The following is a 20060-nucleotide window of genomic DNA, read 5'->3' as shown; positions in this document are numbered from 1 at the left end:
TCAGTTTTTCATCAACTGCGGTGCGCAATGGCGTCTGAACTCTCCAAAAGCCCGGTACCTGATGCCCAGAGTGTGCGCGAACAGTCCCTCGCTGTAAGCGGGCTGGCCTGCGAGCGTGACGGGCGCCTGTTGTTTGAGGGGCTCGAGTTCACCCTGGCGCCAGGCGCTGCGGTGCAGGTAGAGGGGGCGAACGGTGCCGGTAAAAGCACCCTGATCCGTACTCTGATCGGCAGTGCCTCCGACTTCACTGGTACCATTGCGTGGCAGGGCCTGGCCTTTCCCCGAGGGCTCGCGGCGATGCGCGCATCGCTGTTGTACATCGGCCATTATGCCGGTGTCCGGCGCGGCCTCACGCCTCTGGAAAATCTCGCCTGGTATGGCGCGGGGCAAGATGACGCGATGCGCGCGCTGGAACTGGTCGGGCTCTACGGTTTTGAAGATGTGCTGTGCCAGCAGCTTTCGGCCGGGCAAAACCGTCGGGTGGCGCTGGCGCGCCTGTATCTGCCTGATTCCCCCCCTCTGTGGATACTGGATGAGCCCCTCGCCGCCCTTGATGTGACCGGCGTGGCGGGCCTTGAGACGCAGATGAACTGTCATCTGCGGCGTGGGGGGAGCGTACTTCTCACTTCTCACCAGCCAGTCAATATTGCGCCGCTGCAACGGGTCAATCTCGCGGACTTTTCACCGCGGATGGCGGTAGAGGAGGAGTTGCACCGTGCAGTCTGAATCTGTGGGCGACGGCCGCAAGAGGATAGCTGAGCCGGTGTTGAGGCCCGCCGTTCCCGCTGCTGCGCCAGGCTTTTTTACCCTGTTTCGCACCGAACTGACGCTGGCGGTGCGACGCCGCTCGGATATCGTCAATCCACTGCTGTTCTTTGTCACGGTTCTGGCGCTGATGCCCATTGGTATCGGGCCGGAGCCGGAGGTGCTGTCGCGCATGGCGGCGGGGCTGATCTGGGTGATGGCCCTGTTGTCCACGTTGTTGTCCCAGGAATCCCTGTTTCGCAGCGATTATGAAGATGGTTCACTCGAGCAGCTGGCGCTGCAGTCGCAACCGCTGTATTTCCCGGTACTGGCAAAGGTGCTGGTGCACTGGCTGGTGACCGGCGTGCCATTGGCCGTGCTGTCGCCGCTGTTGGGAATGATGTTGAACCTGGGGCAGGCGGGATACTGGCCGCTGCTGTTGTCACTGGTTCTGGGTACCGCGAGCCTGAGCCTGATCGGGGCTGTCGGTGCGGCTTTGACGGTTGCCCTGCGACGGCCGGGCCTGTTGCTGGCACTGATCATTATGCCGCTGTATGTGCCCGTGTTAATCTTCGGCACCGGAACGGTGCAGGCGGCGTTGGATGGGTACGGTTACGGCCCGCAACTGGCGATTCTCGGTGCGATTCTCGCCGCCGCCGCGGCACTCGCGCCGCTGGCTGCGGCGGGAGCCATCCGCATCAGCTTGGAAAACTGACCCGTTTCCGCACCATATGGCGACTGCGGAGCGCCATCTGGGCGAGATACGGGCGTGGAGAAATGGGCGAACATGAAATTGTCCTGGCAATGGTTTCACAGATTGGGATCACCGCGCTGGTTTTATCAGAAAACCAGCGCCTGGCTGCCGTGGCTTGGTGCGGCAGCTCTGTTGCTGCTCGCGGTAGGCTGTACCTGGGGTCTCGGATTTGCGCCTCAGGATGCCAAGCAGGGCAATAGCTACCGCATCATTTATATCCATGTGCCGGCGGCATTTCTGGCGCTTGCCGGTTACTACATCATGGCCATCTGCGGGGCCATCGGCCTGATCTGGAAAATGAAGCTCTCCTTTGTGGTGATGCGCGCGGCGGCTCCGATCGGTGCGGTACTGACGTTTGTCGCGTTGCTGACCGGCGCGGTGTGGGGCAAACCCACTTGGGGCACCTACTGGGTGTGGGATGCCCGTATTACGTCCATGCTGATCCTGTTGTTCCTCTATCTCGGCGTGATGGCGCTGTCTGGTGCCTTCAGCCGTGAGCTGTCCGGCGATAAGGCCAGCGCATTGCTGGCTCTGGTCGGCACGGTCAATATTCCCATTATCTACAAGTCGGTGGACTGGTGGTTCACTCTGCACCAGCCGGCCACCCTCAAGCTGACTCAGGCCAGTACCATCGATCCCAGCATGTTCTATCCGCTGATCACCATGATTGCCGGCTTTTATCTGTTTTACGCCTGGGTGCTGATCCTGCATACCCGAGGCCTGATTCTACAGCGCGAGTGGCGCACCCAGTGGGTCCGCGAATTGTTGGGGCAGTCCGCACCGGCGGCGAAGGCCTGAGCGGAAGGAAAAGACAGCCATGCAATTCCAGTTTGAAAATTTCGCCAGCTTTCTGGCTATGAACGGCCACGGCCCCTACGTGTGGTTCTCCTACGGAGTGACGATCGCAGTCATGGCGGCGCTGGTACTGGTACCGGTACTGCGACAGCGACAGATGCGCGAAGCCTTCCGGCGCCAGCTGCGTCAGGAACAAGCGCGCCGCCGCTCAGAGATTGCCCGTGCGGCATCTGAGACTGCTGCCGCCGACTGAATGATCCGTATCTCGCCCGGCACCGAATTTCTATTTTTGAGAACACAACAACCATGCATCCAGCCCGTAAACAACGCCTGATCCTGGTGGTCCTCCTGGTAGCGCTTTCCTCCGCTGCGGTAGGGTTCGTGACCTATGCCATGCGCTCCAATATGGATTACTTTTATGCGCCCAAGGCCTTCGCCGCCGGCGAAGTACCCTTCGACAAACGTATCCGCGCCGGCGGTTGCGTGGTGCCTGGCAGTATTGTCCGCGATGGCAGTTCTCTGGATGTGCGCTTTGCGCTTACCGATGGTGAAGCCGAGCTGGAAGTGATGTTCGACAAGATTCTCCCCGATCTCTTTGCAGAGGGCGAAGCGGCGGTGGTGACCGGCAAGTTGCAGGAGGGCGGATTTGTGCGTGCCGACCAGGTACTGGCCAAGCACGATGAATCCTACACGCCGCCGGAAGTGGCAGAGTCCATGAGTGGCGGGGCCAGTTGCCACGGAGACCCCAAGATATGAGCCCGGAACTCGGTCACTTTGCCCTGATTGTCGGCCTGCTGTTGTCGCTGGCCCTGGCGGTGGTACCGCTGCTCGGAACCTATAGCGGGCGGGTGCTGTGGATGGACACCGCGCGCCCGCTGTCGCTGGGCGTGCTCGGGTTTACCGCGCTGTCCTTCGTGTGCCTGACGGTGGCCTTCGTCAACAGCGACTTCTCCGTGGCCTATGTGGCGCAGAACTCCAACAGCATTCTGCCCATGATCTACAAGGTGACAGCGGTGTGGGGCGGCCACGAGGGCTCGATTCTGTTGTGGCTGCTGATGCTGGCTGGTTGGACTGCCGCGGTGGCCCTGTTTAGCCGCCAGTTGCCCGCGGTGCTGGTGGCGCGGGTGCTGTCGGTACTCGGGATGCTGTTGATTGGTTTTTTCCTGTTTATCCTACTCACGTCTAACCCGTTCGACCGGATTCTGCCTTTCCCTCCCAATGATGGCAGCGACCTGAACCCGCTGTTGCAGGACCCGGGCATGATCATTCATCCACCGCTGTTGTATATGGGGTATGTGGGGTTTTCTGTGGCCTTTGCGTTTGCGATCGCGGCGCTGCTGGAAGGGCGGCTCGATAGCGCCTGGGCCCGTTGGGCGCGTCCGTGGACGGCAGTGGCCTGGTCCTTCCTGACCCTGGGCATCGCGCTTGGCAGCTGGTGGGCCTATTACGAGCTGGGCTGGGGCGGCTGGTGGTTCTGGGACCCGGTGGAAAACGCCTCCTTCATGCCCTGGCTGGTGGGTACCGCACTGCTGCATTCCCTCGCCGTGACGGAAAAGCGCGGCTTGTTCCGCAGTTGGACCGTCCTGCTGTCTATTTTCGCGTTCAGCCTGAGCCTGCTGGGTACCTTTCTGGTGCGTTCGGGGGTGCTGACCTCGGTACACGCTTTTGCCACCGATCCGCTGCGCGGCGGATTCATTCTCGCGTTCCTCGCCATCGTCGTGGGAGCATCACTGTTGCTGTTTGCGGTGCGCGCACCGGCGGTCAGCGCGGGCAGTGTGTTTTCCGCGCGTGCGCGGGAGACTTTCCTTCTCGGCAACAACATCCTGCTGATCCTGATCATGGCGGTGGTGCTGACCGGTACCTTGTACCCGCTGCTGGCGGATGCACTTAACTGGGGCAAGATCAGTGTCGGCCCGCCGTTTTTCAATATGTTCTTTGTGCCGCTGATGCTGGTGTTGTGCCTGCTGCTGGGGCTCGGTATTCATGCGAACTGGAAAGATAGCCAGGTGCGGAAGCTGGCGAGCGCCTGGGCGTTGCCCGCGCTGGTAGCCGCCATCGGTGCGCCACTTCTGACTCTGCTTGCGGGCGATTTCCACTGGGGTGCGATGCTGGGTATTTTTGCCGGATTGTGGGTGATTGCTGCGAGTGTGGCCGATGTGCTCGCCAAATCCCGCAATGCCGATTCACTGTGGGCCGGGCTCAAGCGCCAGCGCGCCAGCTATTACGGTATGCACCTGGGCCACATTGGCCTCGCTGTTTCTGTACTCGGCGTGGCGCTTACCACGGTGTACAGCGTGGAAAAGGATCTGCGCATGTCACCCGGGCAGAGCGCGACGGTATCCGGCTATGAATTCACCTTCGAGGGCGTGCGCCAGGCGCGCGGACCAAACTACCGCGCTTCCGAAGGGGTGATCCTGGTGCGCGAACGTGGCCGCCTGGTGGCGGAGTTGCACCCGCAGAAGCGCAGCTACCTGTCTGGTGGCAATGTGATGACCGAGGCCGCCATCGACACGGGGCTGTTCCGCGATCTTTACGTGGCTCTGGGTGAGCCCATGGACAAGGACAACCCCAGCGGGGACTGGGCGGTGCGATTGCAGTACAAGGCGTTCGTGATATGGATCTGGCTGGGTGCCGCATTCATGGCACTCGGCGGCGCCATCGCTGTGGCCGACAAACGCTATCGCAAGGTAAAGGCAGTGCGCGCAGGCAAAGTCGCTGTTACCACCGCTCAGGACGGATCCCTGGCTGGCGCCTGATCCGGAACCTGGCCCGTGTGCTATTCCGCGGGCCGAACAAGAAGGAATGAAACAACTGATGGCCAGGCTGAAACTCTTTCTGCCACTGATTATATTCGCTGCGCTGGCGTTACTTTTCTGGCGCGGTCTCTCGCTGAATCCACAGGACATGCCGTCGGCACTGGTCAATAAGCCAGTACCTGAATTTGCGCTGCGGGACGTGGAAAGCGCGCGCGAGCTAAAGAAGGCCGATCTCCCCAATAAACCCCTGTTGCTGAACGTGTGGGCCACCTGGTGTATTTCCTGCCGGGTGGAGCATCCGTACCTCAACAAACTGGCGGAAGAGGGCGTGCCTATCGTCGGTATCAATCTCAAGGACGACAATACCGCAGCGCTGCAGTGGCTCGAAAAATTCCACGATCCTTATCTGTTTTCCGTCTCGGATGTGGAAGGGCGCCTGGCGCTTGATCTCGGCGTGTTCGGTGCACCGGAAACCTTCCTGGTGGACGCCGGGGGCACCATTCGCTGCAAACATGTGGGTGTCGTGGACGACCGCGTGTGGCAGACCAAGCTGCAACCATTGTATGAAAAGCTGCAACAGCAATCCTGGGATGAGTTTGCCGGTGAGTTATCAGATTCCCTGCTCGCCCGTTGTCGCTGAGACGGAAGAAAAAAAGAGCCGCTTTATCTGCTGGCTGGGGCCGGTAACCGATAAAGCGGCTTTTTTGCGCGAGCTGGAAATCATCCGCGCCCGCTATCCCGATGCCTCCCATCACTGCACCGCCCTGGTCGTCGGCAACCCCGCGAATCCGGAAATCATGCAGGCGGACGACGACGGCGAGCCCGGTGGCAGTGCCGGTCGGCCCATGCTGGAACTGCTGCTAAAGCAGGAAATCGGCAATGTGGGTGTTATCGTCACGCGCTATTTTGGCGGCACCAAGCTCGGCGTGGGTGGCCTGATGCGCGCTTATCGCGGTGCGGTCGGGGCCGCCTTACAGGCTGCGGAGATGAAGCGGTACGTCCCATTACTGGATCTGCGTATCGCCTGTGATTTTGCCGGAGAATCTCGGCTGCGTTTCCTGGTGGCACAGCAGGGTGGGACTTGCGGCAACGCCAGTTACGGCACTCGCGTTGAACTCGATGTGGTGCTGCCGGAAGACCGCTGGCCGTCTCTGCAGGCGCAGTTGCAGGCCGAAGGTTTTGAGTTGCTTGCGGAGCCCGGTAGCCATCCGTCAAAAACATGACACATGTTTCGTGTCGTTTTGGTGGGCCAGTGCAATACCTTTGATCTTCTGATTTTTCCTGTCTGGGCCAGTGATGCAAGCACATACAAAAAAGGCCCACACTTTCGTGTGAGCCTTTTTTGTATGTGGCGGACCGGACGGGACTCGAACCCGCGACCTCCGGCGTGACAGGCCGGCATTCTAACCAACTGAACTACCGGTCCGCAGTCCTGACATCCCTTTAAAAAATCTGCCGTGCAGAGGAAAGAGAGTGGTGGGTGGTACAGGGGTCGAACCTGTGACCTACGCCTTGTAAGGGCGCCGCTCTACCAACTGAGCTAACCACCCCGCGTCAGGAGGTGCGTATATTAACGATAGTTTTGAGAGTTGCAACTGTTGGGTAAAAATTCTTTTCAATTCTGTTTGCGGAGGTGGACAAGGTGCGTTTCGGGAGCATGTCACTACCGCGACAGTCGTTAACGGGTAGAATTTGTTTTTTTCTTGGTCGAAAGGTTTATCCATGAAGAGCAGATTGATGATGGTCGGGCTGGTAACTGGCTCGGTGATGGGGGCGCTGGCGGGCTGTCAGAATATGGAAGCGGTTTCACCCTGGGTGGACCTTGGTAATCAGGTTGCCAAGAATGCGGGTTACGACACCGACTCGCGGCTTGCCCGCGCCATCAAGGATACTCTGAGCGCCAGTACCGACCGCGCCAGTACCGGGTTGTCGCAGCAGGGCGCCTTCCACTTGCAATTGCCCCCGTCTGCACAGCCTGTTGCCAACAGTTTGCGCCAGTTCGGATTTGGCAGTTATGTGGATCAGCTCGAAGCGGCGATGAATCGCGGTGCGGAGCAGGCCGCCGTTGAGGCGGCGCCGGTATTCAAGCAGGCGATAGCCGGGATGAGTGTAAGCGATGCGCTCGGAATCATTCGCGGCGGTGACACCGCCGCAACGGAGTACTTCCGCGGGCAAACCGAAAGCGCGCTGCGCGCGCGGTTCCAGCCGATTGTAGAGGCCAATCTGCGGAAGACCGGTTTTTACGACCAGTACAAAAGCATGCTCGCGGTATACGAAAAGTTACCCATTGCCAACAAGCCCGCCATGGATGTAGAGCGCCACGTGGTCGATAGCAGTATGGCAACGCTGTTCACCCGTATCGGTGAGGAGGAAGCGTTGATCCGCAAAGATCCGGTTGCGCGGGGCAGCGTGCTGATCGGTCAGGTATTTGGTGAAGGTTAACGCGTTGCTGACAGTCTGACTGTACGCGGCCATGTGAGAGGAAGGGGCTGAATGTCCCTTCTTGTTTTTTTATTTTTCGACGCCTGCGGGTAAATCTGCACATACAAAAAAGGCCCACACTTTCGTATGAGCCTTTTTTGTATGTGGCGGACCGGACGGGACTCGAACCCGCGACCTCCGGCGTGACAGGCCGGCATTCTAACCAACTGAACTACCGGTCCGCAGTCCTGACATCCCTTTAAGAAATCTGCCGTGCAGAGTAAAGGAAGTGGTGGGTGGTACAGGGGTCGAACCTGTGACCTACGCCTTGTAAGGGCGCCGCTCTACCAACTGAGCTAACCACCCCGCGTCAGGAGCTGCGTATAGTAATGATATTTTTTGGGGCGTCAACGTTTTTTGAAAAAAATATTGTGATTCAAAGAGTTATGTCTGTTTCTCGCGGTTTGGAGCGGATTCCGCGTGGGTGTGTCGGGGTGGCCTGGCGCTGCTATAATCCGGCCACTTTCAATCCGCCTACCTGCCGCGGGAGACCATCAGTGCTGAACAAGATTGAATACAGGCCGCTGCGCGGCGCATGGACACTGCTGCTGGCGGTGGTCATGTACGCCAGTGCGAGCTGGGCGTCGGTGGAGGTGGAACCGCTTTCCAGTGCCGAACTGCAAGCGCGCTATCTGGTACTGATTGAAGAGATGCGCTGCCCCAAATGCCAGAATCAGAATCTCGCGGGCTCCGACTCCATGGTGGCAAATGACCTACGCCGTGAAATCCGTCGGTTGCTGGAAGAGGGATTCAGCGACGCGGAGATTCAGGAATACATGGTGGCGCGCTACGGTGACTTCGTACTTTACCGGCCGCCACTGCAGCGCAACACCATGGCGTTGTGGATTGCGCCCGGTGTGTTTGCGGCGCTGGGCCTGTTGACCCTGATTGTCATCGTGGCGCGCGCGCGCAATGGTCGCGGTGGTCGGCAGGATCAGGAATCACAGGCATTGAGTGCCGAAGAGCAACGGCGGTTGGCGGAGTTGCTGAACGTGAGTGAACAGGGCGGAAGTAAGAGCGATGATTGATCTCTGGTTGATATTGGCGCTGTTACTGCTGCCGCTGGCCGCCATCATCGCTTGGCCGTTGCTGCGCTGCGGTGGGCTTAACAGTCAGGGTGCAGATGGCAGCGCGGATACCCGCACTCTTCTGTACCGGGAGCACCTGGCCGAGCTCGACGCCGCCCATCTCAGCGGCGCCGTTGACGAGGCGCAGTACCAGTCGCTCAAGACTGAACTCGCGCGCAAGCTGCTGTCGGAAGAGGGCGGCGGTTATCAGTTGACTGGCGCGCAGCAAGGCGGGCGCAGTCTGCTGTATGCGCTGGCCGTTCTGGTGCCACTGGCCGCGGTGGGACTGTACGCCTACTGGGGTTTCTACGACGACCTCGCCCTGTACCGCGATATCGCCGCCAGCCACACTGGTGAGACCGATAGGGTGACGGAAGCCCGTATCACCCAGCAGTTGAGCGCGCGCGCAGAATCACACCCCGAGGATCTGACCAGCCGTTACGTGCTGGCCCAGCGCCTGCTGGTAAGCAATGACATCGAGGGAGCGGTAAATCATTACCGCTATATAGTTGCACACGAACCCGAGGCGGCGAATGTGCGGGCTGAGCTGGCGCAGGCTCTGTTTTTCGCCAGCGGCTCGCAAATGACGCCGGAGGTTGTGAAGGAGGTGGATCTGGTGCTGGCGGTGCAGCCGGACAACACCACGGCGCTTGGTCTGGCGGGTATCGCCGCGTTTGAACGCGAGGACTTTGCCGCGGCGCGGGCGCACTGGCAGCACGCGTTGGCGCAGATGCCGGCGGGTTCCAGTGCGGCGCAGGCACTGTCGGCGGGTGTTGCCCGTGCGGAGCGGGCGCTCGCGGATGCCGGCGGCGAGCAAAGCCAGAGAAATGCCCATACGGAGCCAGTGGTAACCTCCGCGCCGGGAACAACAGAGGTGGCCGCCGGAGAAAATCGCATCGTGGTCAAGGTGACCCTGTCGGATGGGATCCAGCACGCGCCCGATACTCCGGTCTTCATCTATGCCCGCACCTCAGCGAGCCCCATGCCGTTGGCGATCGTTCGCCTGACCGCGGCAGAGCTGCCGGTGGAAGTGGTGCTGGATGAGTCCAAAGCGATGATGCCTGGAAGCAGCCTCAAAACGGTGGATGAGGTGCAGCTGGTGGCGCGCCTCGCCATCAGTGGCGGCGCCCGCCCCGCGCCGGGAGACTGGCAGGGTGCCGTCGAGAGGTTGCCCCGCAGCGACTGGGCAGAACCCGTACACATAACGATCGATCAGGAAATCTGACCTATCTTACGGCGTGCCCCGTGGCGATTGTGTGGCGCTGCGGGGTTTGGCTCCCGTGGTCAAAAATAGCGCTGAAACCCTGCCCTCAGCCATGTACAATCGGCGGTTTGCAAAGACAAAGCGGCGATTTGGCATTCATTTTTTGCCGGGTCACCCGGAGATTACAACGAAGAGCGTTCGGCGGCGGTGCAGTGTGACCGTACGGGCGCCGTGTATTACCGAGTTTCAAGACCATGCGTTTGAAGTGCATCAAGCTGGCCGGGTTTAAGTCGTTCGTCGACCCGACCACCGTATACTTCCCTTCCAACCTCAGCGCCGTGGTCGGCCCCAACGGCTGTGGTAAATCCAATACCATCGACGCGGTGCGCTGGGTGATGGGGGAGTCGTCCGCCAAAAACCTGCGTGGCGATTCCATGACCGACGTTATCTTCAACGGCTCCAGTGGTCGCAAACCGGTCGGTCAGGCCTCTATCGAACTGGTGTTCGACAATTCCGCCGGCAAGCTCACCGGCGAATACGCCGCGTTCAGTGAAATCTCCATCAAGCGCAAGGTAACCCGCGACGGGCAGAACATCTATTACCTGAACGGTGAAAAGTGCCGCCGCCGCGACGTGACCGACCTGTTCCTGGGTACCGGCCTCGGGCCGCGCAGTTACGCCATCATCGAACAGGGCATGATTTCGAAGTTGATCGAGGCCAAGCCAGAAGAGCTGCGGGTGTTCATCGAGGAGGCGGCGGGTATCTCCAAGTACAAGGAGCGCCGCCGCGACACCGAGAACCGCATGCGTCGCACCAAGGAAAACCTTGAGCGCCTCACCGATATCCGCGATGAGTTGGATCGCCAGCTGTCGCGCCTCGAACGCCAGTCCGCCGCGGCAGAAAAATATAGCCGTTTCAAAGAGGAGGAGCGCACTCACAAGGCGCACTTGCAGGCGCTGAAATACCGGGAGCTGGACGATCAGACCCGGGCCAAGCAGCAACAGATCGGCGAGCTGGAACTCACCGTGGAAGAGCTGGTGACCCGCCAGGTGAGCTGCGATACGGGGATCGAAACCCAGCGCGTGGCCTACCACGAACTCTCCGATGCATTCAACGAAGTGCAGGGGCGTTTCTATGCGGTGGGGGCCGATATTGCCCGCCTGGAGCAGAGCATTTCCCACGCGCGCGAGCGCAACTCCCGGCTGCAGTCGGATCTGGCCCGCACCGAGCAGGAATTCGCTGAGTCCCAGTCACTGCTGGCGGCAGACCAGGAGCGCGCGCTGGAATTTGAAGCGGAACTGGAAGTGATCGTGCCGGACCTCGAAATGGTCCAGGCGGCTGAGGAGGAGTCTGCCCAGACCCTGCTGACCGCGGAAGATCAGATGCGCGAGTGGCAGAACGAGTGGGACCAGTTCAACCAGGGGGCGTCCGACTCGCGCCAGCGCGCGGAAGTGCAGCAGTCCCGTATCCAGCATCTGGAAACCTCTACCCAGCGCCTGCGCGACCGTATCAACAAACTGCAGAGCGAACTGGAAAGTCTCAGCAGCTCCGGCGACGACAGTGAGCTGGAGCAGCAAAACGAAGAGCTGGCGGAGTTGGAAATGCAGCTCGAAGAGCTGCGCGGCTCCATCGCCGAGCAGGTGGAGCAGTTGTCTGAGTTGCGCCGCCAGGAAACCGACATCGCCAGTGATCTCGACAGAGAGCGCCTGCAACTGCAGACCAGTCGCGGCCGCCAGGCCTCCCTTGAAGCGCTGCAGCAGGCGGCCATGGGGCAGGGCAAGGCGGTGGCCAGTTGGCTGGAACAGCACAATCTGCAGGACCGCCCGCGTCTGGCGGAGCAGATCCGTGCGCAATCCGGCTGGGAAACTGCGGTGGAAACCGTGCTCGGTGCCCAACTGCAGGCGGTGTGCATCGATCAGATTGAATCCTTGCAAGAGTCCCTCTCCAGCCTCGAGGGCGGCCAGGCGGTTTTCGTCGACGGTCGCAGTGTCGTCGCATCCAGCGCCGGCGGGCTGCCCAGATTGGTGGATGTGGTAGAGGCGCCGGTGTCTCTTGTCGGTCTGATCGACGGCATCTACACCGCGGATGATCTGACCGCAGCACTGGCCGCACGGGATCAGTTGAAGGGCGGCGAATCCATCGTCACCCGCGACGGTCTGTGGATCGGTCCCAACTGGTTGCGGGTCAGCCGAGGCGCGGATGCGGAGGCCGGGGTGCTGGCACGCAAGCAGGAGCTGGAAGATCTCTCCCGGTCTCTCGAAGAGTGCGAAGTGCGCATCGAAGAACTGACTGAGCAGCGCGAACAGCTGCGCCGGCGTGCCGGCGAGCTGGAAGCCGGCATCGAGCAGGCCCGCGACAGCGCTGAACAGTTGAACCGCCGCACCGGTGACCTGCGCAGCCAGTTGTCGGCCCAGCGCGCGCGCCTGGAGCAGATGGACGAGCGCCGCCGCCGTATCGAGCAGGAAATTGCCGAGGTGCGCGAGCAGAAAGACGCGGAGGCCGAATCCATATCCGAGGCGCGCATCGCCTTGCAGGAAGCGGTGGAGGCCATGAGCGATGATACCGACCGCCGCGAAACCATGCTGGCGCGCCGCGAGGCCCTGCGTGAAGCCCTCGATGCCGCCCGCCAGCGCGCCCGCGAAGATAAGGACCGCTCTCACGAGCTGGCCATGCGTGAGCAGTCCGTGCGCACGCAAAAGGTGTCGCTCGAGCGCACTTTGCAGGTACTGCGCGAGCAGGTCGAGCGCCTGCAGGAGCGCCGCGAGCAGTTGCATTTGCAGATGGAGGAAGCCCAGGACCCTTCGCAGGATTTCCAGGGCGAGCTGGAAGAGAAGCTTGCCCAGCGCATCGATGTCGAGCAGGAGCTGGTCGAGGCGCGCAAGAAACTGGAAGAGGTGGAAACCACCCTGCGCAACCACGAGCAGGAGCGCCAGAAAGCGGAGTCCGCCCTGCAGGGCGTGCGCGCCCAGCTGGAGATGCAGCGCCTGGAGTCCAAATCACTGGAAACCCAGCGCAATGGCCTGGTGGAACAGTTGCGGGAATCCGATCACGATGTTGAGCAGCTGTTGACGGAACTCCCGGAAGAGCTGACCGTCGAAGCCGTACAGCAGGATATCGAACTGGTGGCCGCGCGGATCTCCCGGCTCGGCCCCATCAACCTGGCAGCCATTGACGAATACAAGCAGGAATCCGAGCGCAAAAACTATCTGGATCGCCAGTTCGGCGACCTGAACGACGCGTTGGAAACCCTGGAAAATGCCATCCGCCGCATCGACAAGGAAACCCGCACCCGCTTCAAGGAGACCTTTGATCAGGTCAACAGCGGTCTGCAGGAGCTGTTCCCGAAAGTGTTCGGCGGCGGTCACGCTTATCTGGAACTGACAGGAGAGGATCTGCTGGATACCGGCATCGCGATCATGGCGCGTCCGCCGGGCAAACGGAACAGCACCATCCACCTGCTGTCCGGTGGAGAAAAGGCGCTGACCGCGATTGCGCTGGTATTTTCCATCTTCCGCCTCAATCCGGCGCCCTTCTGTATGCTGGATGAGGTAGATGCGCCACTGGACGATGCCAACGTGGGCCGCTATGCGCGCATGGTGAAAGAAATGTCCGAACACGTGCAGTTCATCTACATTACTCACAACAAGATCGCCATGGAGATGGCCGACCAGCTGTTGGGGGTAACCATGCACGAGCCGGGTGTATCCCGCCTGGTATCCGTGAACGTGGAAGAGGCCGCGGAGTTGGCATCGGCGTGAGAATGATACGAGTAAGCTGCAGGTGGAATATCCCGGTGAATGGCAACATGTGGATGTCGGCATAGGGAGAGGGAAGCACAAATGGATAACTGGCTGATCAATCTGTTGGCCCTGGTGCTGTTTGTCGCCGTGCTGGACGGCGCGCGCCGTGCCTGGCTCAAGCACCGCGACAGCATGAAGGTGTCGCGCAACCTGTCCCGTTCCATGCGCCGCGATCTGGACGACGACAACAACGACATTCTCTCCAGTCCCCGGGTCGTGGAGGATGCGGAGCGTCCGGCGTCCCGGGCCGATGTCGCTTCGCCCGCATACGACCGTGGCCGCGACAATGATCCGGAACTCGGGCCTGCGCTGGCGGAATCGCCGCTGGAATATATCGACCCGGAAGAGGCGGAAAAACGCCGCCAGATTTCCGCGGAGCTGCCCGGCACCGTGCGTGTGGTACAGCGCCGCAAGCCGGAAGACGCAAATCAGGTCAACCGACAGGTCCAGCAGAACTTTTACTCCTCCCGCAAACCGCTGGCGGGCAGCCGCCCTGATCGTCGGGAATCTGACGAAGCCGGTGATGCATCGCTGACGCGCGCCGAGCCGGGGCCGGAAGGCAGGCGTATGCCGGAACAGGTGTCGTTGAATCTGGACGAACAGGTGCCTGTGCTGATGGACTCCGTCGCTGACGAGGCACCGGCAACTCCTGAAGAAGCTCCCCGCGAAGAAGTGCAACCACCCTTCTGGCAGGCATCTGCTGAACCGGATGATGACCTGTCTCCGCGGGATGAACCAGAGAGCGTGGCTGAGACACAGCGCGGGGCGGATCCGCTGGCCAATCTTGCCGAAGAACCGCTGTCCAGTGGGCGTCGCGAGCCATCGCTGGACGAATCCGTGAGTCTGGATTCCCTGCACGCGAGTGCGGAAGAACAGGGCAGTCACGGCGATGAACCGGAAGAAAAACCGCGCACCGCGAAATCACTCTGGGCCAGCGCTGAAATCAAGCTGCCGGAGCTCAAGTTCCCCGACTTAAAAAAAGCGGTCGCGCCTGCGCGGGAAACCCGCGAGCCGTCGCAAGCGCCGTCGAAAAGACAGGCGGGCAAACGCGAATCCGCAGCGCGCAAGGAGCGTCCGGTGGAAGAAGTGCTGATCCTGAATATCATGGCCCCCGCGGGAGACTACTTCGAAGGTAATGACCTGCTGCGAGCCCTGTTTGCCTGTGGTATGCGCTTTGGCGATATGAATATCTTCCACTACCACACGGGTGAAGATGGCGAAGGGCCGGTACTGTTCAGCCTGGCCAACATCGTGGTGCCCGGCACCTTCGATATGTCCGCCATGGAAGACTTCACCACCCCCGGTGTCAGCCTGTTCCTGGCGTTGCCGGCGGAAGTGGAAGCGTTGAAGGCGTTCAATACGCTGCTGACAACCGCGCGCTATATTGCCGAGCAGCTGGGTGGTGAACTGAAAGATGAGAATCGCAGTGTGTTTACCGCGCAGACCGCGGAGCACTATCGCCAGCGGGTGATGGAGTTCCAGCGCCGCAAGGCGCTGGCCAAGGCGCAGGCCTGATCCCGATAAATATTTGTAGGAGCCAGCCTGCTGGCGAACTGTTCCAGCTTTGAGGTTGTTCGCCAGCAGGCTGGCTCCTACAGAAACCCCACTTCTCTTTCCACCGGCAAGAATTCCCTATTTTTGCGGATAAAAAATGACAAAAACTATTCCCCCCGAGACGCAAAAGCGCGCTCTGGAACTCCACGACATTCTCAACCGCGCCAATTACCAATACTACGTGATGGATGCGCCTGAGCTGCCGGACGTAGAGTACGACCGCTGCCTGCGCGAACTGCAGGCACTGGAACGGGAATACCCGCAGTTGGTCACCGGCGATTCCCCCACCCAGCGCGTGGGAGCGGAGCCGCTCGCGGCATTTACCCAGGTTCGCCATGAAATGCCTATGCTGTCGCTGGACAATGCCTTCAGCGACGAGGAGATGGAAGACTTCGACCGCCGCATCCGCGAGCGCCTGAACAGCGCCGAGCCGGTGGAATATGCCTGCGAACCCAAACTCGACGGCATTGCGGTCAGTTTAATGTACCGCGACGGCATTCTTGAGCGCGCCGCCACCCGTGGCGATGGCACTGTGGGTGAAGATATCACCATGAACGTGCGCACTATCTACTCGGTGCCGCTCAAGTTGCTCGCCAGTGACGTGCCAGCGGTGCTGGAGGTGCGCGGCGAAGTCTATATGCCCAAAGCCGGCTTCGCCGCCCTGAATGAAAAAGCCCGGGAAGCCGGCGAGAAGGGGTTTGTGAACCCGCGCAACGCCGCTGCCGGCAGCCTGCGCCAGCTGGACCCGCGCATCACCGCCCAGCGCCCGCTGGAGCTCTGCGTGTACAGTGTGGGCATTGTCGAGGGCGGTGAGCTACCCGCACGCCATTCGGAAATTCTCGAGCAATTGAACCGCTGGGGGTTTCGTATCAACAGTGAAATGGCCATTGCGGAGAATATCCAGGCCTGCATCGAGTACCACCGGAGACTCGGCGAAAAGCGTCCACAGCTGGCCTACGACATTGACGGTATCGTGTTCAAGGTCAACAGCATTGCATTGCAAAAACGCCTCGGTTTCGTGGCGCGGGCGCCGCGTTGGGCAACCGCGTACAAGTTCCCCGCCCAGGAGGAAATGACCGAGCTGCTGGATGTGGAATTCCAAGTGGGCCGCACCGGTGCGGTCACTCCGGTTGCGCGCTTGCAGCCGGTGTTTGTGGGCGGTGTGACCGTCTCTAACGCCACCCTGCACAACCGCGATGAAATCGAGCGCCTGGGGGTGAAAATTGGCGATACCGTGATTATCCGCCGCGCCGGCGATGTGATTCCGCAGGTGGTTTCCGTGGTGGAAAGCCGCCGCCCCGCGGACGCGCGGGACATCGAATTCCCCAGCCACTGCCCGGTGTGCGACTCGCCGGTGGAAGCCACGCCCGGCGAGGCGGTGGCCCGCTGCAGTGGCGGTCTTATCTGCAGCGCCCAGCGCAAGCAGGCGATCAAACACTTCGCTTCGCGCAAGGCCATGGACATCGATGGCCTCGGCGACAAGCTCGTCGAGCAGATGGTCGACGAAGGGTTGCTCCACTCCGTGTCCGGCCTATACCACCTGTCACTGGAACCACTGGTGGCGCTGGAGCGCATGGGCGAAAAGTCTGCACAGAACCTGCTGGATGCTCTGGAGCGCAGCAAAGCCACCACACTGCCCAAATTCCTCTACGCGTTGGGCATCCGCGAAGTGGGCGAGGCCACCGCACGCAACCTGGCGCGCCACTTCGGCCAGTTGGAAAAACTCATGCAGGCGGATACCGAAGCCCTGCAGCAGGTAGAGGATGTGGGCCCGGTGGTCGCTCACTATGTAGCCGAGTTCTTCGAGCAGCCGCACAACCTCGAAGAAGTGGCCGCCCTGCAGCAGGCTGGCGTGCACTGGGAGGACGAAGTGCAGGAAGCCGGTGCGCAACCGCTCGCGGGCCAGACCTGGGTGCTCACCGGCAAGCTGGAAACGCTCTCCCGCAGTGAAGCGAAAGATTATCTGCAGCGCCTCGGCGCCAAGGTCGCCGGTAGCGTCTCTGCCAATACCCACACGGTGGTGGCGGGGCCCGGCGCAGGTTCCAAATTGAACAAGGCGCGGGAACTGGATCTACCGGTGCTGGATGAAGAGGGGCTGATGACGATGCTGCGTGAGCAGGGAATCGAAATCTGAGCACTTGTTAGCCCGCTGCCCGAAATGCGATCGAATTGTGAATTTGGCGACAATCGAAGGTGGCTTTCTGACTGAGGCGCCGTTACAGTTGGCGAATCCGTTTTTCCGATAGTGCCTGCCGGCCAATGTAATTGCGCCGCAGGGAAGTGTAGGGGTTGGCACCGCGTGATTCAGGGTGATCAGGAATCCATCGTTTACGGCTGTATCAAAGACAGCAACAGCCTGACTGGCGGCAGCGAACGCCGCCGGACCAATCGCGAAGCCATTCTGGCCCTGCCCAGTGCCGACGAATGGCCTCTCCTGTGTCGCGATATGTTTTCGGTTCCCACCATCAAGGTCAAACAATCCCAGTACCAGACGGATGTCATCCACTTCGGAGCCTCCTATCGCGCCATTGAATACGAATGGAATCAGTGGATACGAAAATTCGAGGAACTGCTGCACAGCATGTACTGGGTGTCTGCAACCGTTCATCTGGAAACCGAACTGTCCGGAACCCACTCATTCAACTGGGAAGCCGCCGGCCTCTATCATGAGCCGGGAAGCGGTGACATGCAGGTGCGCTGTGAGTGGACCCAGGAAGGACGCGTCAGCATATAGCCGATTTCCAATTCGCCAGTCCGCACATTAGATTGGTGACGGTTTTCTACTCGCACAGTTTGTTGTGCCGCTTTTCATCGGCAGCGCGACCGAGGTGATCAATGCCCGACCAGTCAGCTGAAGGCTCCGAGAAATTTCGCATCGAGAAAGACAGCCTGGGCGAGGTGCGTGTTCCGGCGTCGGCCCGGTACGGTGCGCAGACACAGCGCGCGGTGGAGAATTTTCCGGTCAGCGGCTACCCGCTGCCGAAGGAATTTCTGCGAGCGGTTGTCGCCATCAAGCGCGCGGCTGCGGAGACCAATCGCAACCTGGGAATTTTGTCAGCGGATCTGGCTGATGCCATTGTTCAAGCCTGCGATCAGCTGGACGACGCCGACTACTACCGCCACTTTCCCGTGGATATTTTCCAGACCGGTTCCGGCACCAGTACCAATATGAACGTGAACGAGGTGCTGGCCCATATTGCGACTGAGTCGAGTGGGCAAACGGTCAGTGCCAATGACCACGTCAACATGTGTCAGAGCAGTAACGATGTCATTCCCACTGCCATCCATCTCTCCACATTGTTGGCACTGCAGAACCGGTTGTTGCCGGCGCTGGTGCATCTGATCGACGTGATCGAAACCAAGGCCGGCACCGTTGAGCTAGTGCTGAAAACCGGTCGCACCCACCTTATGGATGCCGTCCCCATCACCCTGTCTCAGGAGCTGAGGGCGTGGGCGGCGCAGGTGAAACTGTGTAAGGAGCGCATTGAATCCACGCTGCCGCGTCTTGAAGCGCTGGCACAGGGGGGCACCGCCGTGGGCACGGGGCTGAATGCCCACGAGGATTTTGCTGTGATATTTGCGCGCAAACTAAGCAGTGCCTGTGGGGTTTCCCTGCGCCCGGCGGAGAATGCCTTTGCGGCGATCGCCAGCCAGGATACTGCGGTGGAAGTTTCCGGGCAGCTGAAAACCCTGGCGGTCGCGCTGATGAAGATCGCCAACGACCTGCGCTGGATGAACAGTGGCCCGCTGGCCGGGTTTGGCGAAATCGCGCTGCCACCACTGCAACCCGGCAGTAGCATCATGCCCGGCAAGGTGAATCCGGTGGTTGCCGAGTCTGTGGCGATGGTGGCAGCGAAGGTAATGGGCAACGATACCTCCATTACTGTGGCGGGGCAGAGCGGCAATTTCCAGCTCAATGTTATGCTGCCGTTAATCGCCTTTTCCCTGCTGGAGAGCGTGCGGATACTGACTGCCGCCACGCGCCTGCTGGCGGACCGGGCCATCGCCGGTTTTACTGTCAATCAGGAGCGGATGCACGAAGTGCTGGAGAAAAATCCGATCCTGGTAACGGCACTCAATCCCGTGATTGGCTATGCAAAAGCGGCAGAAATTGCCAAGAACGCGTATAGCAGTAACCGCCCGGTACTGGACGTCGCGGTGGAAATGACCGGGTTGTCGCGCGCCGAACTGGAGTCGCTTCTCGATCCCGCGCGTTTGACGCGCGGCGGTATCGTCGATGGCGATTGAGGCGGGATGTGCGCCGCGCGACAGGTAAAAACGTGCAGTGAGCGACGGTGTGCGCGGCTCCCTTAGCTGAGCAGCAGAATACCGAGTAGTACCGTGCCGGTGAGCAGCATCATACATTCCACCCATATCGCCAGCTTGCGCAGTGTTTTGCGGTCTTCGCTGCGATAGATCAACTTTTTTTTCATCTTGTGCATCTCCCTGGCGTAGCTGCGGAAATGCCGGGAACGTCTCGTGGGCGGCGGCTTCGTTGACACCAATGTCCTGATGTTGCAGGATGCGGCGCCGTGTCCAGCCCGCAATCGGAAACTATCCTTACGGATAGCATTACTGACGGACATGCCTGAAGCTTAGTGTTGGCGCCTGCTGTCGACCACCCGTTCATATCTCGCTGGAATTTCTGCTATGGCCATTAAACGCCGCCGTTCCTTCGTTACCAGTGTGCTCGCGTGCATCGCCTTTGTCGCAGCGGCGATCTGGAGCTGGGACCTGCCAGTGAGAGATGTGCTTAGTTACCTGGTGCTGATGCTGGTGTTTCTCGCTGTTATTGTTGCGTTGGCGCTGGGGTTTGGTGCTCTGTTGAGCTGGCTGCGCAATCGCAGAAATAAGTGACCTCGAAAAATATACGATCAGCAGCACTTTGAGAGCGGGAGTCCGACG

The 20060-nt window shown here is 60.5% G+C and carries 18 protein-coding genes and 4 tRNA genes; 17 read left to right on the top strand and 5 right to left on the bottom strand.

Going from position 1 to position 20060, the window contains the following annotated elements; all coding sequences use genetic code 11:
- The first annotated feature begins 27 nt into the window (after positions 1-27).
- The 8 genes from ccmA (at position 28) to GNX18_RS06605 (ending at position 6272) form a co-directional block, all read left to right on the top strand.
- Positions 28-726, top strand: coding sequence for a cytochrome c biogenesis heme-transporting ATPase CcmA (gene ccmA, locus GNX18_RS06640; RefSeq protein WP_138234825.1), 699 nt, complete (start codon positions 28-30; stop codon positions 724-726).
- A gap of 37 nt (positions 727-763) precedes the next feature.
- Complete coding sequence (gene ccmB / locus GNX18_RS06635) at positions 764-1459, top strand: heme exporter protein CcmB (RefSeq protein WP_371808100.1); 696 nt, start codon at positions 764-766, stop codon at positions 1457-1459.
- A 78-nt stretch (positions 1460-1537) separates the two neighbouring features.
- On the top strand, positions 1538-2296 hold the full coding sequence (locus GNX18_RS06630; RefSeq protein ID WP_138234948.1) for a heme ABC transporter permease: 759 nt from the start codon (positions 1538-1540) through the stop codon (positions 2294-2296).
- Positions 2297-2315: 19 nt separating this feature from the next.
- Positions 2316-2546: a heme exporter protein CcmD gene (ccmD, locus tag GNX18_RS06625; RefSeq protein WP_138234824.1), complete on the top strand. Its 231-nt coding sequence runs from the start codon at positions 2316-2318 to the stop codon at positions 2544-2546.
- 53 nt (positions 2547-2599) lie between these two features.
- On the top strand, positions 2600-3049 hold the full coding sequence (locus GNX18_RS06620; protein WP_166216363.1) for a cytochrome c maturation protein CcmE: 450 nt from the start codon (positions 2600-2602) through the stop codon (positions 3047-3049).
- A complete protein-coding gene (locus GNX18_RS06615; protein ID WP_166216360.1) occupies positions 3046-5049 on the top strand; it encodes a heme lyase CcmF/NrfE family subunit in 2004 nt (667 codons plus the stop codon). Before GNX18_RS06620 ends, GNX18_RS06615 begins: the two co-directional genes overlap by 4 nt.
- Positions 5050-5107: 58 nt before the next feature.
- Positions 5108-5689, top strand: coding sequence for a DsbE family thiol:disulfide interchange protein (locus GNX18_RS06610; RefSeq protein WP_166220425.1), 582 nt, complete (start codon positions 5108-5110; stop codon positions 5687-5689).
- Entirely contained in the window at positions 5652-6272 is a 621-nt protein-coding gene (locus tag GNX18_RS06605; protein ID WP_240914270.1) for a YigZ family protein, read from the top strand. The genes GNX18_RS06610 and GNX18_RS06605 overlap by 38 nt, the downstream gene beginning before the upstream one ends.
- Positions 6273-6398: 126 nt before the next feature.
- Here the strand turns inward: GNX18_RS06605 and GNX18_RS06600 are convergent.
- A tRNA-Asp gene (locus GNX18_RS06600) sits at positions 6399-6475 on the bottom strand.
- Positions 6476-6523: 48 nt separating this feature from the next.
- A tRNA-Val gene (locus tag GNX18_RS06595) sits at positions 6524-6599 on the bottom strand.
- A gap of 172 nt (positions 6600-6771) precedes the next feature.
- Between GNX18_RS06595 and GNX18_RS06590 the strand changes: the two genes are divergently transcribed.
- Entirely contained in the window at positions 6772-7491 is a 720-nt protein-coding gene (locus GNX18_RS06590) for a DUF4197 domain-containing protein (RefSeq protein ID WP_205828077.1), read from the top strand.
- Between the two features lie 144 nt (positions 7492-7635).
- Here GNX18_RS06590 and GNX18_RS06585 read toward each other — a convergent pair.
- Positions 7636-7712 (bottom strand) — tRNA-Asp (locus GNX18_RS06585).
- 48 nt (positions 7713-7760) lie between these two features.
- Positions 7761-7836, bottom strand: a tRNA-Val gene (locus tag GNX18_RS06580).
- A gap of 191 nt (positions 7837-8027) precedes the next feature.
- Between GNX18_RS06580 and GNX18_RS06575 the strand changes: the two genes are divergently transcribed.
- From GNX18_RS06575 to GNX18_RS06545, 7 genes are all read left to right on the top strand, one after another.
- Entirely contained in the window at positions 8028-8558 is a 531-nt protein-coding gene (locus GNX18_RS06575) for a cytochrome c-type biogenesis protein (RefSeq protein ID WP_240914269.1), read from the top strand.
- The gene (gene ccmI, locus GNX18_RS06570) at positions 8551-9822 is read left to right on the top strand and encodes a c-type cytochrome biogenesis protein CcmI (protein WP_166216354.1); all 1272 of its coding nucleotides are present in this window, start codon (positions 8551-8553) and stop codon (positions 9820-9822) included. Before GNX18_RS06575 ends, ccmI begins: the two co-directional genes overlap by 8 nt.
- Before the next feature lie 233 nt (positions 9823-10055).
- Positions 10056-13559: a chromosome segregation protein SMC gene (smc, locus tag GNX18_RS06565; protein ID WP_166216350.1), complete on the top strand. Its 3504-nt coding sequence runs from the start codon at positions 10056-10058 to the stop codon at positions 13557-13559.
- 81 nt (positions 13560-13640) lie between these two features.
- Positions 13641-15116 (top strand): cell division protein ZipA, encoded by a 1476-nt coding sequence (gene zipA / locus GNX18_RS06560; protein WP_166216345.1) that lies wholly within the window; start codon positions 13641-13643, stop codon positions 15114-15116.
- 136 nt (positions 15117-15252) lie between these two features.
- Positions 15253-17289, top strand: coding sequence for an NAD-dependent DNA ligase LigA (gene ligA / locus GNX18_RS06555; protein ID WP_166216342.1), 2037 nt, complete (start codon positions 15253-15255; stop codon positions 17287-17289).
- 165 nt (positions 17290-17454) lie between these two features.
- Positions 17455-17889, top strand: coding sequence for a hypothetical protein (locus GNX18_RS06550; protein ID WP_138234788.1), 435 nt, complete (start codon positions 17455-17457; stop codon positions 17887-17889).
- 101 nt (positions 17890-17990) lie between these two features.
- Positions 17991-19403, top strand: coding sequence for an aspartate ammonia-lyase (locus GNX18_RS06545; RefSeq protein ID WP_166216339.1), 1413 nt, complete (start codon positions 17991-17993; stop codon positions 19401-19403).
- Positions 19404-19465: 62 nt separating this feature from the next.
- Here GNX18_RS06545 and GNX18_RS19750 read toward each other — a convergent pair whose 3' ends face one another.
- On the bottom strand, positions 19466-19588 hold the full coding sequence (locus tag GNX18_RS19750) for a hypothetical protein (RefSeq protein ID WP_256367376.1): 123 nt from the start codon (positions 19586-19588) through the stop codon (positions 19466-19468).
- A gap of 217 nt (positions 19589-19805) precedes the next feature.
- Here GNX18_RS19750 and GNX18_RS06540 point away from each other — a divergent pair, with 217 nt between their 5' ends.
- A complete protein-coding gene (locus GNX18_RS06540; RefSeq protein ID WP_138234786.1) occupies positions 19806-20012 on the top strand; it encodes a hypothetical protein in 207 nt (68 codons plus the stop codon).
- The last annotated feature ends 48 nt before the right edge of the window (positions 20013-20060 follow it).

It is taken from the genome of Microbulbifer sp. SH-1 (genome assembly GCF_011326135.1).
Classification (GTDB): Bacteria; Pseudomonadota; Gammaproteobacteria; order Pseudomonadales; family Cellvibrionaceae; genus Microbulbifer; species Microbulbifer harenosus.
This window is presented reverse-complemented; position numbering and strand designations above follow the sequence as displayed.

Bases quoted from the DNA above. Each gene is read 5' to 3' on its own strand.
- smc (WP_166216350.1), top strand. From the start codon at position 10,056: ATGCGTTTGAAGTGCATCAAGCTGGCCGGGTTTAAGTCGTTCGTCGAC.
- ligA (WP_166216342.1), top strand. From the start codon at position 15,253: ATGACAAAAACTATTCCCCCCGAGACGCAAAAGCGCGCTCTGGAACTC.
- GNX18_RS19750 (WP_256367376.1), bottom strand. From the start codon at position 19,588: ATGAAAAAAAAGTTGATCTATCGCAGCGAAGACCGCAAAACACTGCGC.
- GNX18_RS06620 (WP_166216363.1), top strand. From the start codon at position 2,600: ATGCATCCAGCCCGTAAACAACGCCTGATCCTGGTGGTCCTCCTGGTA.
- GNX18_RS06540 (WP_138234786.1), top strand. From the start codon at position 19,806: ATGGCCATTAAACGCCGCCGTTCCTTCGTTACCAGTGTGCTCGCGTGC.
- ccmD (WP_138234824.1), top strand. From the start codon at position 2,316: ATGCAATTCCAGTTTGAAAATTTCGCCAGCTTTCTGGCTATGAACGGC.
- GNX18_RS06545 (WP_166216339.1), top strand. From the start codon at position 17,991: ATGCCCGACCAGTCAGCTGAAGGCTCCGAGAAATTTCGCATCGAGAAA.
- ccmI (WP_166216354.1), top strand. From the start codon at position 8,551: ATGATTGATCTCTGGTTGATATTGGCGCTGTTACTGCTGCCGCTGGCC.
- GNX18_RS06615 (WP_166216360.1), top strand. From the start codon at position 3,046: ATGAGCCCGGAACTCGGTCACTTTGCCCTGATTGTCGGCCTGCTGTTG.
- GNX18_RS06610 (WP_166220425.1), top strand. From the start codon at position 5,108: ATGGCCAGGCTGAAACTCTTTCTGCCACTGATTATATTCGCTGCGCTG.
- ccmA (WP_138234825.1), top strand. From the start codon at position 28: ATGGCGTCTGAACTCTCCAAAAGCCCGGTACCTGATGCCCAGAGTGTG.
- GNX18_RS06590 (WP_205828077.1), top strand. From the start codon at position 6,772: ATGAAGAGCAGATTGATGATGGTCGGGCTGGTAACTGGCTCGGTGATG.
- zipA (WP_166216345.1), top strand. From the start codon at position 13,641: ATGGATAACTGGCTGATCAATCTGTTGGCCCTGGTGCTGTTTGTCGCC.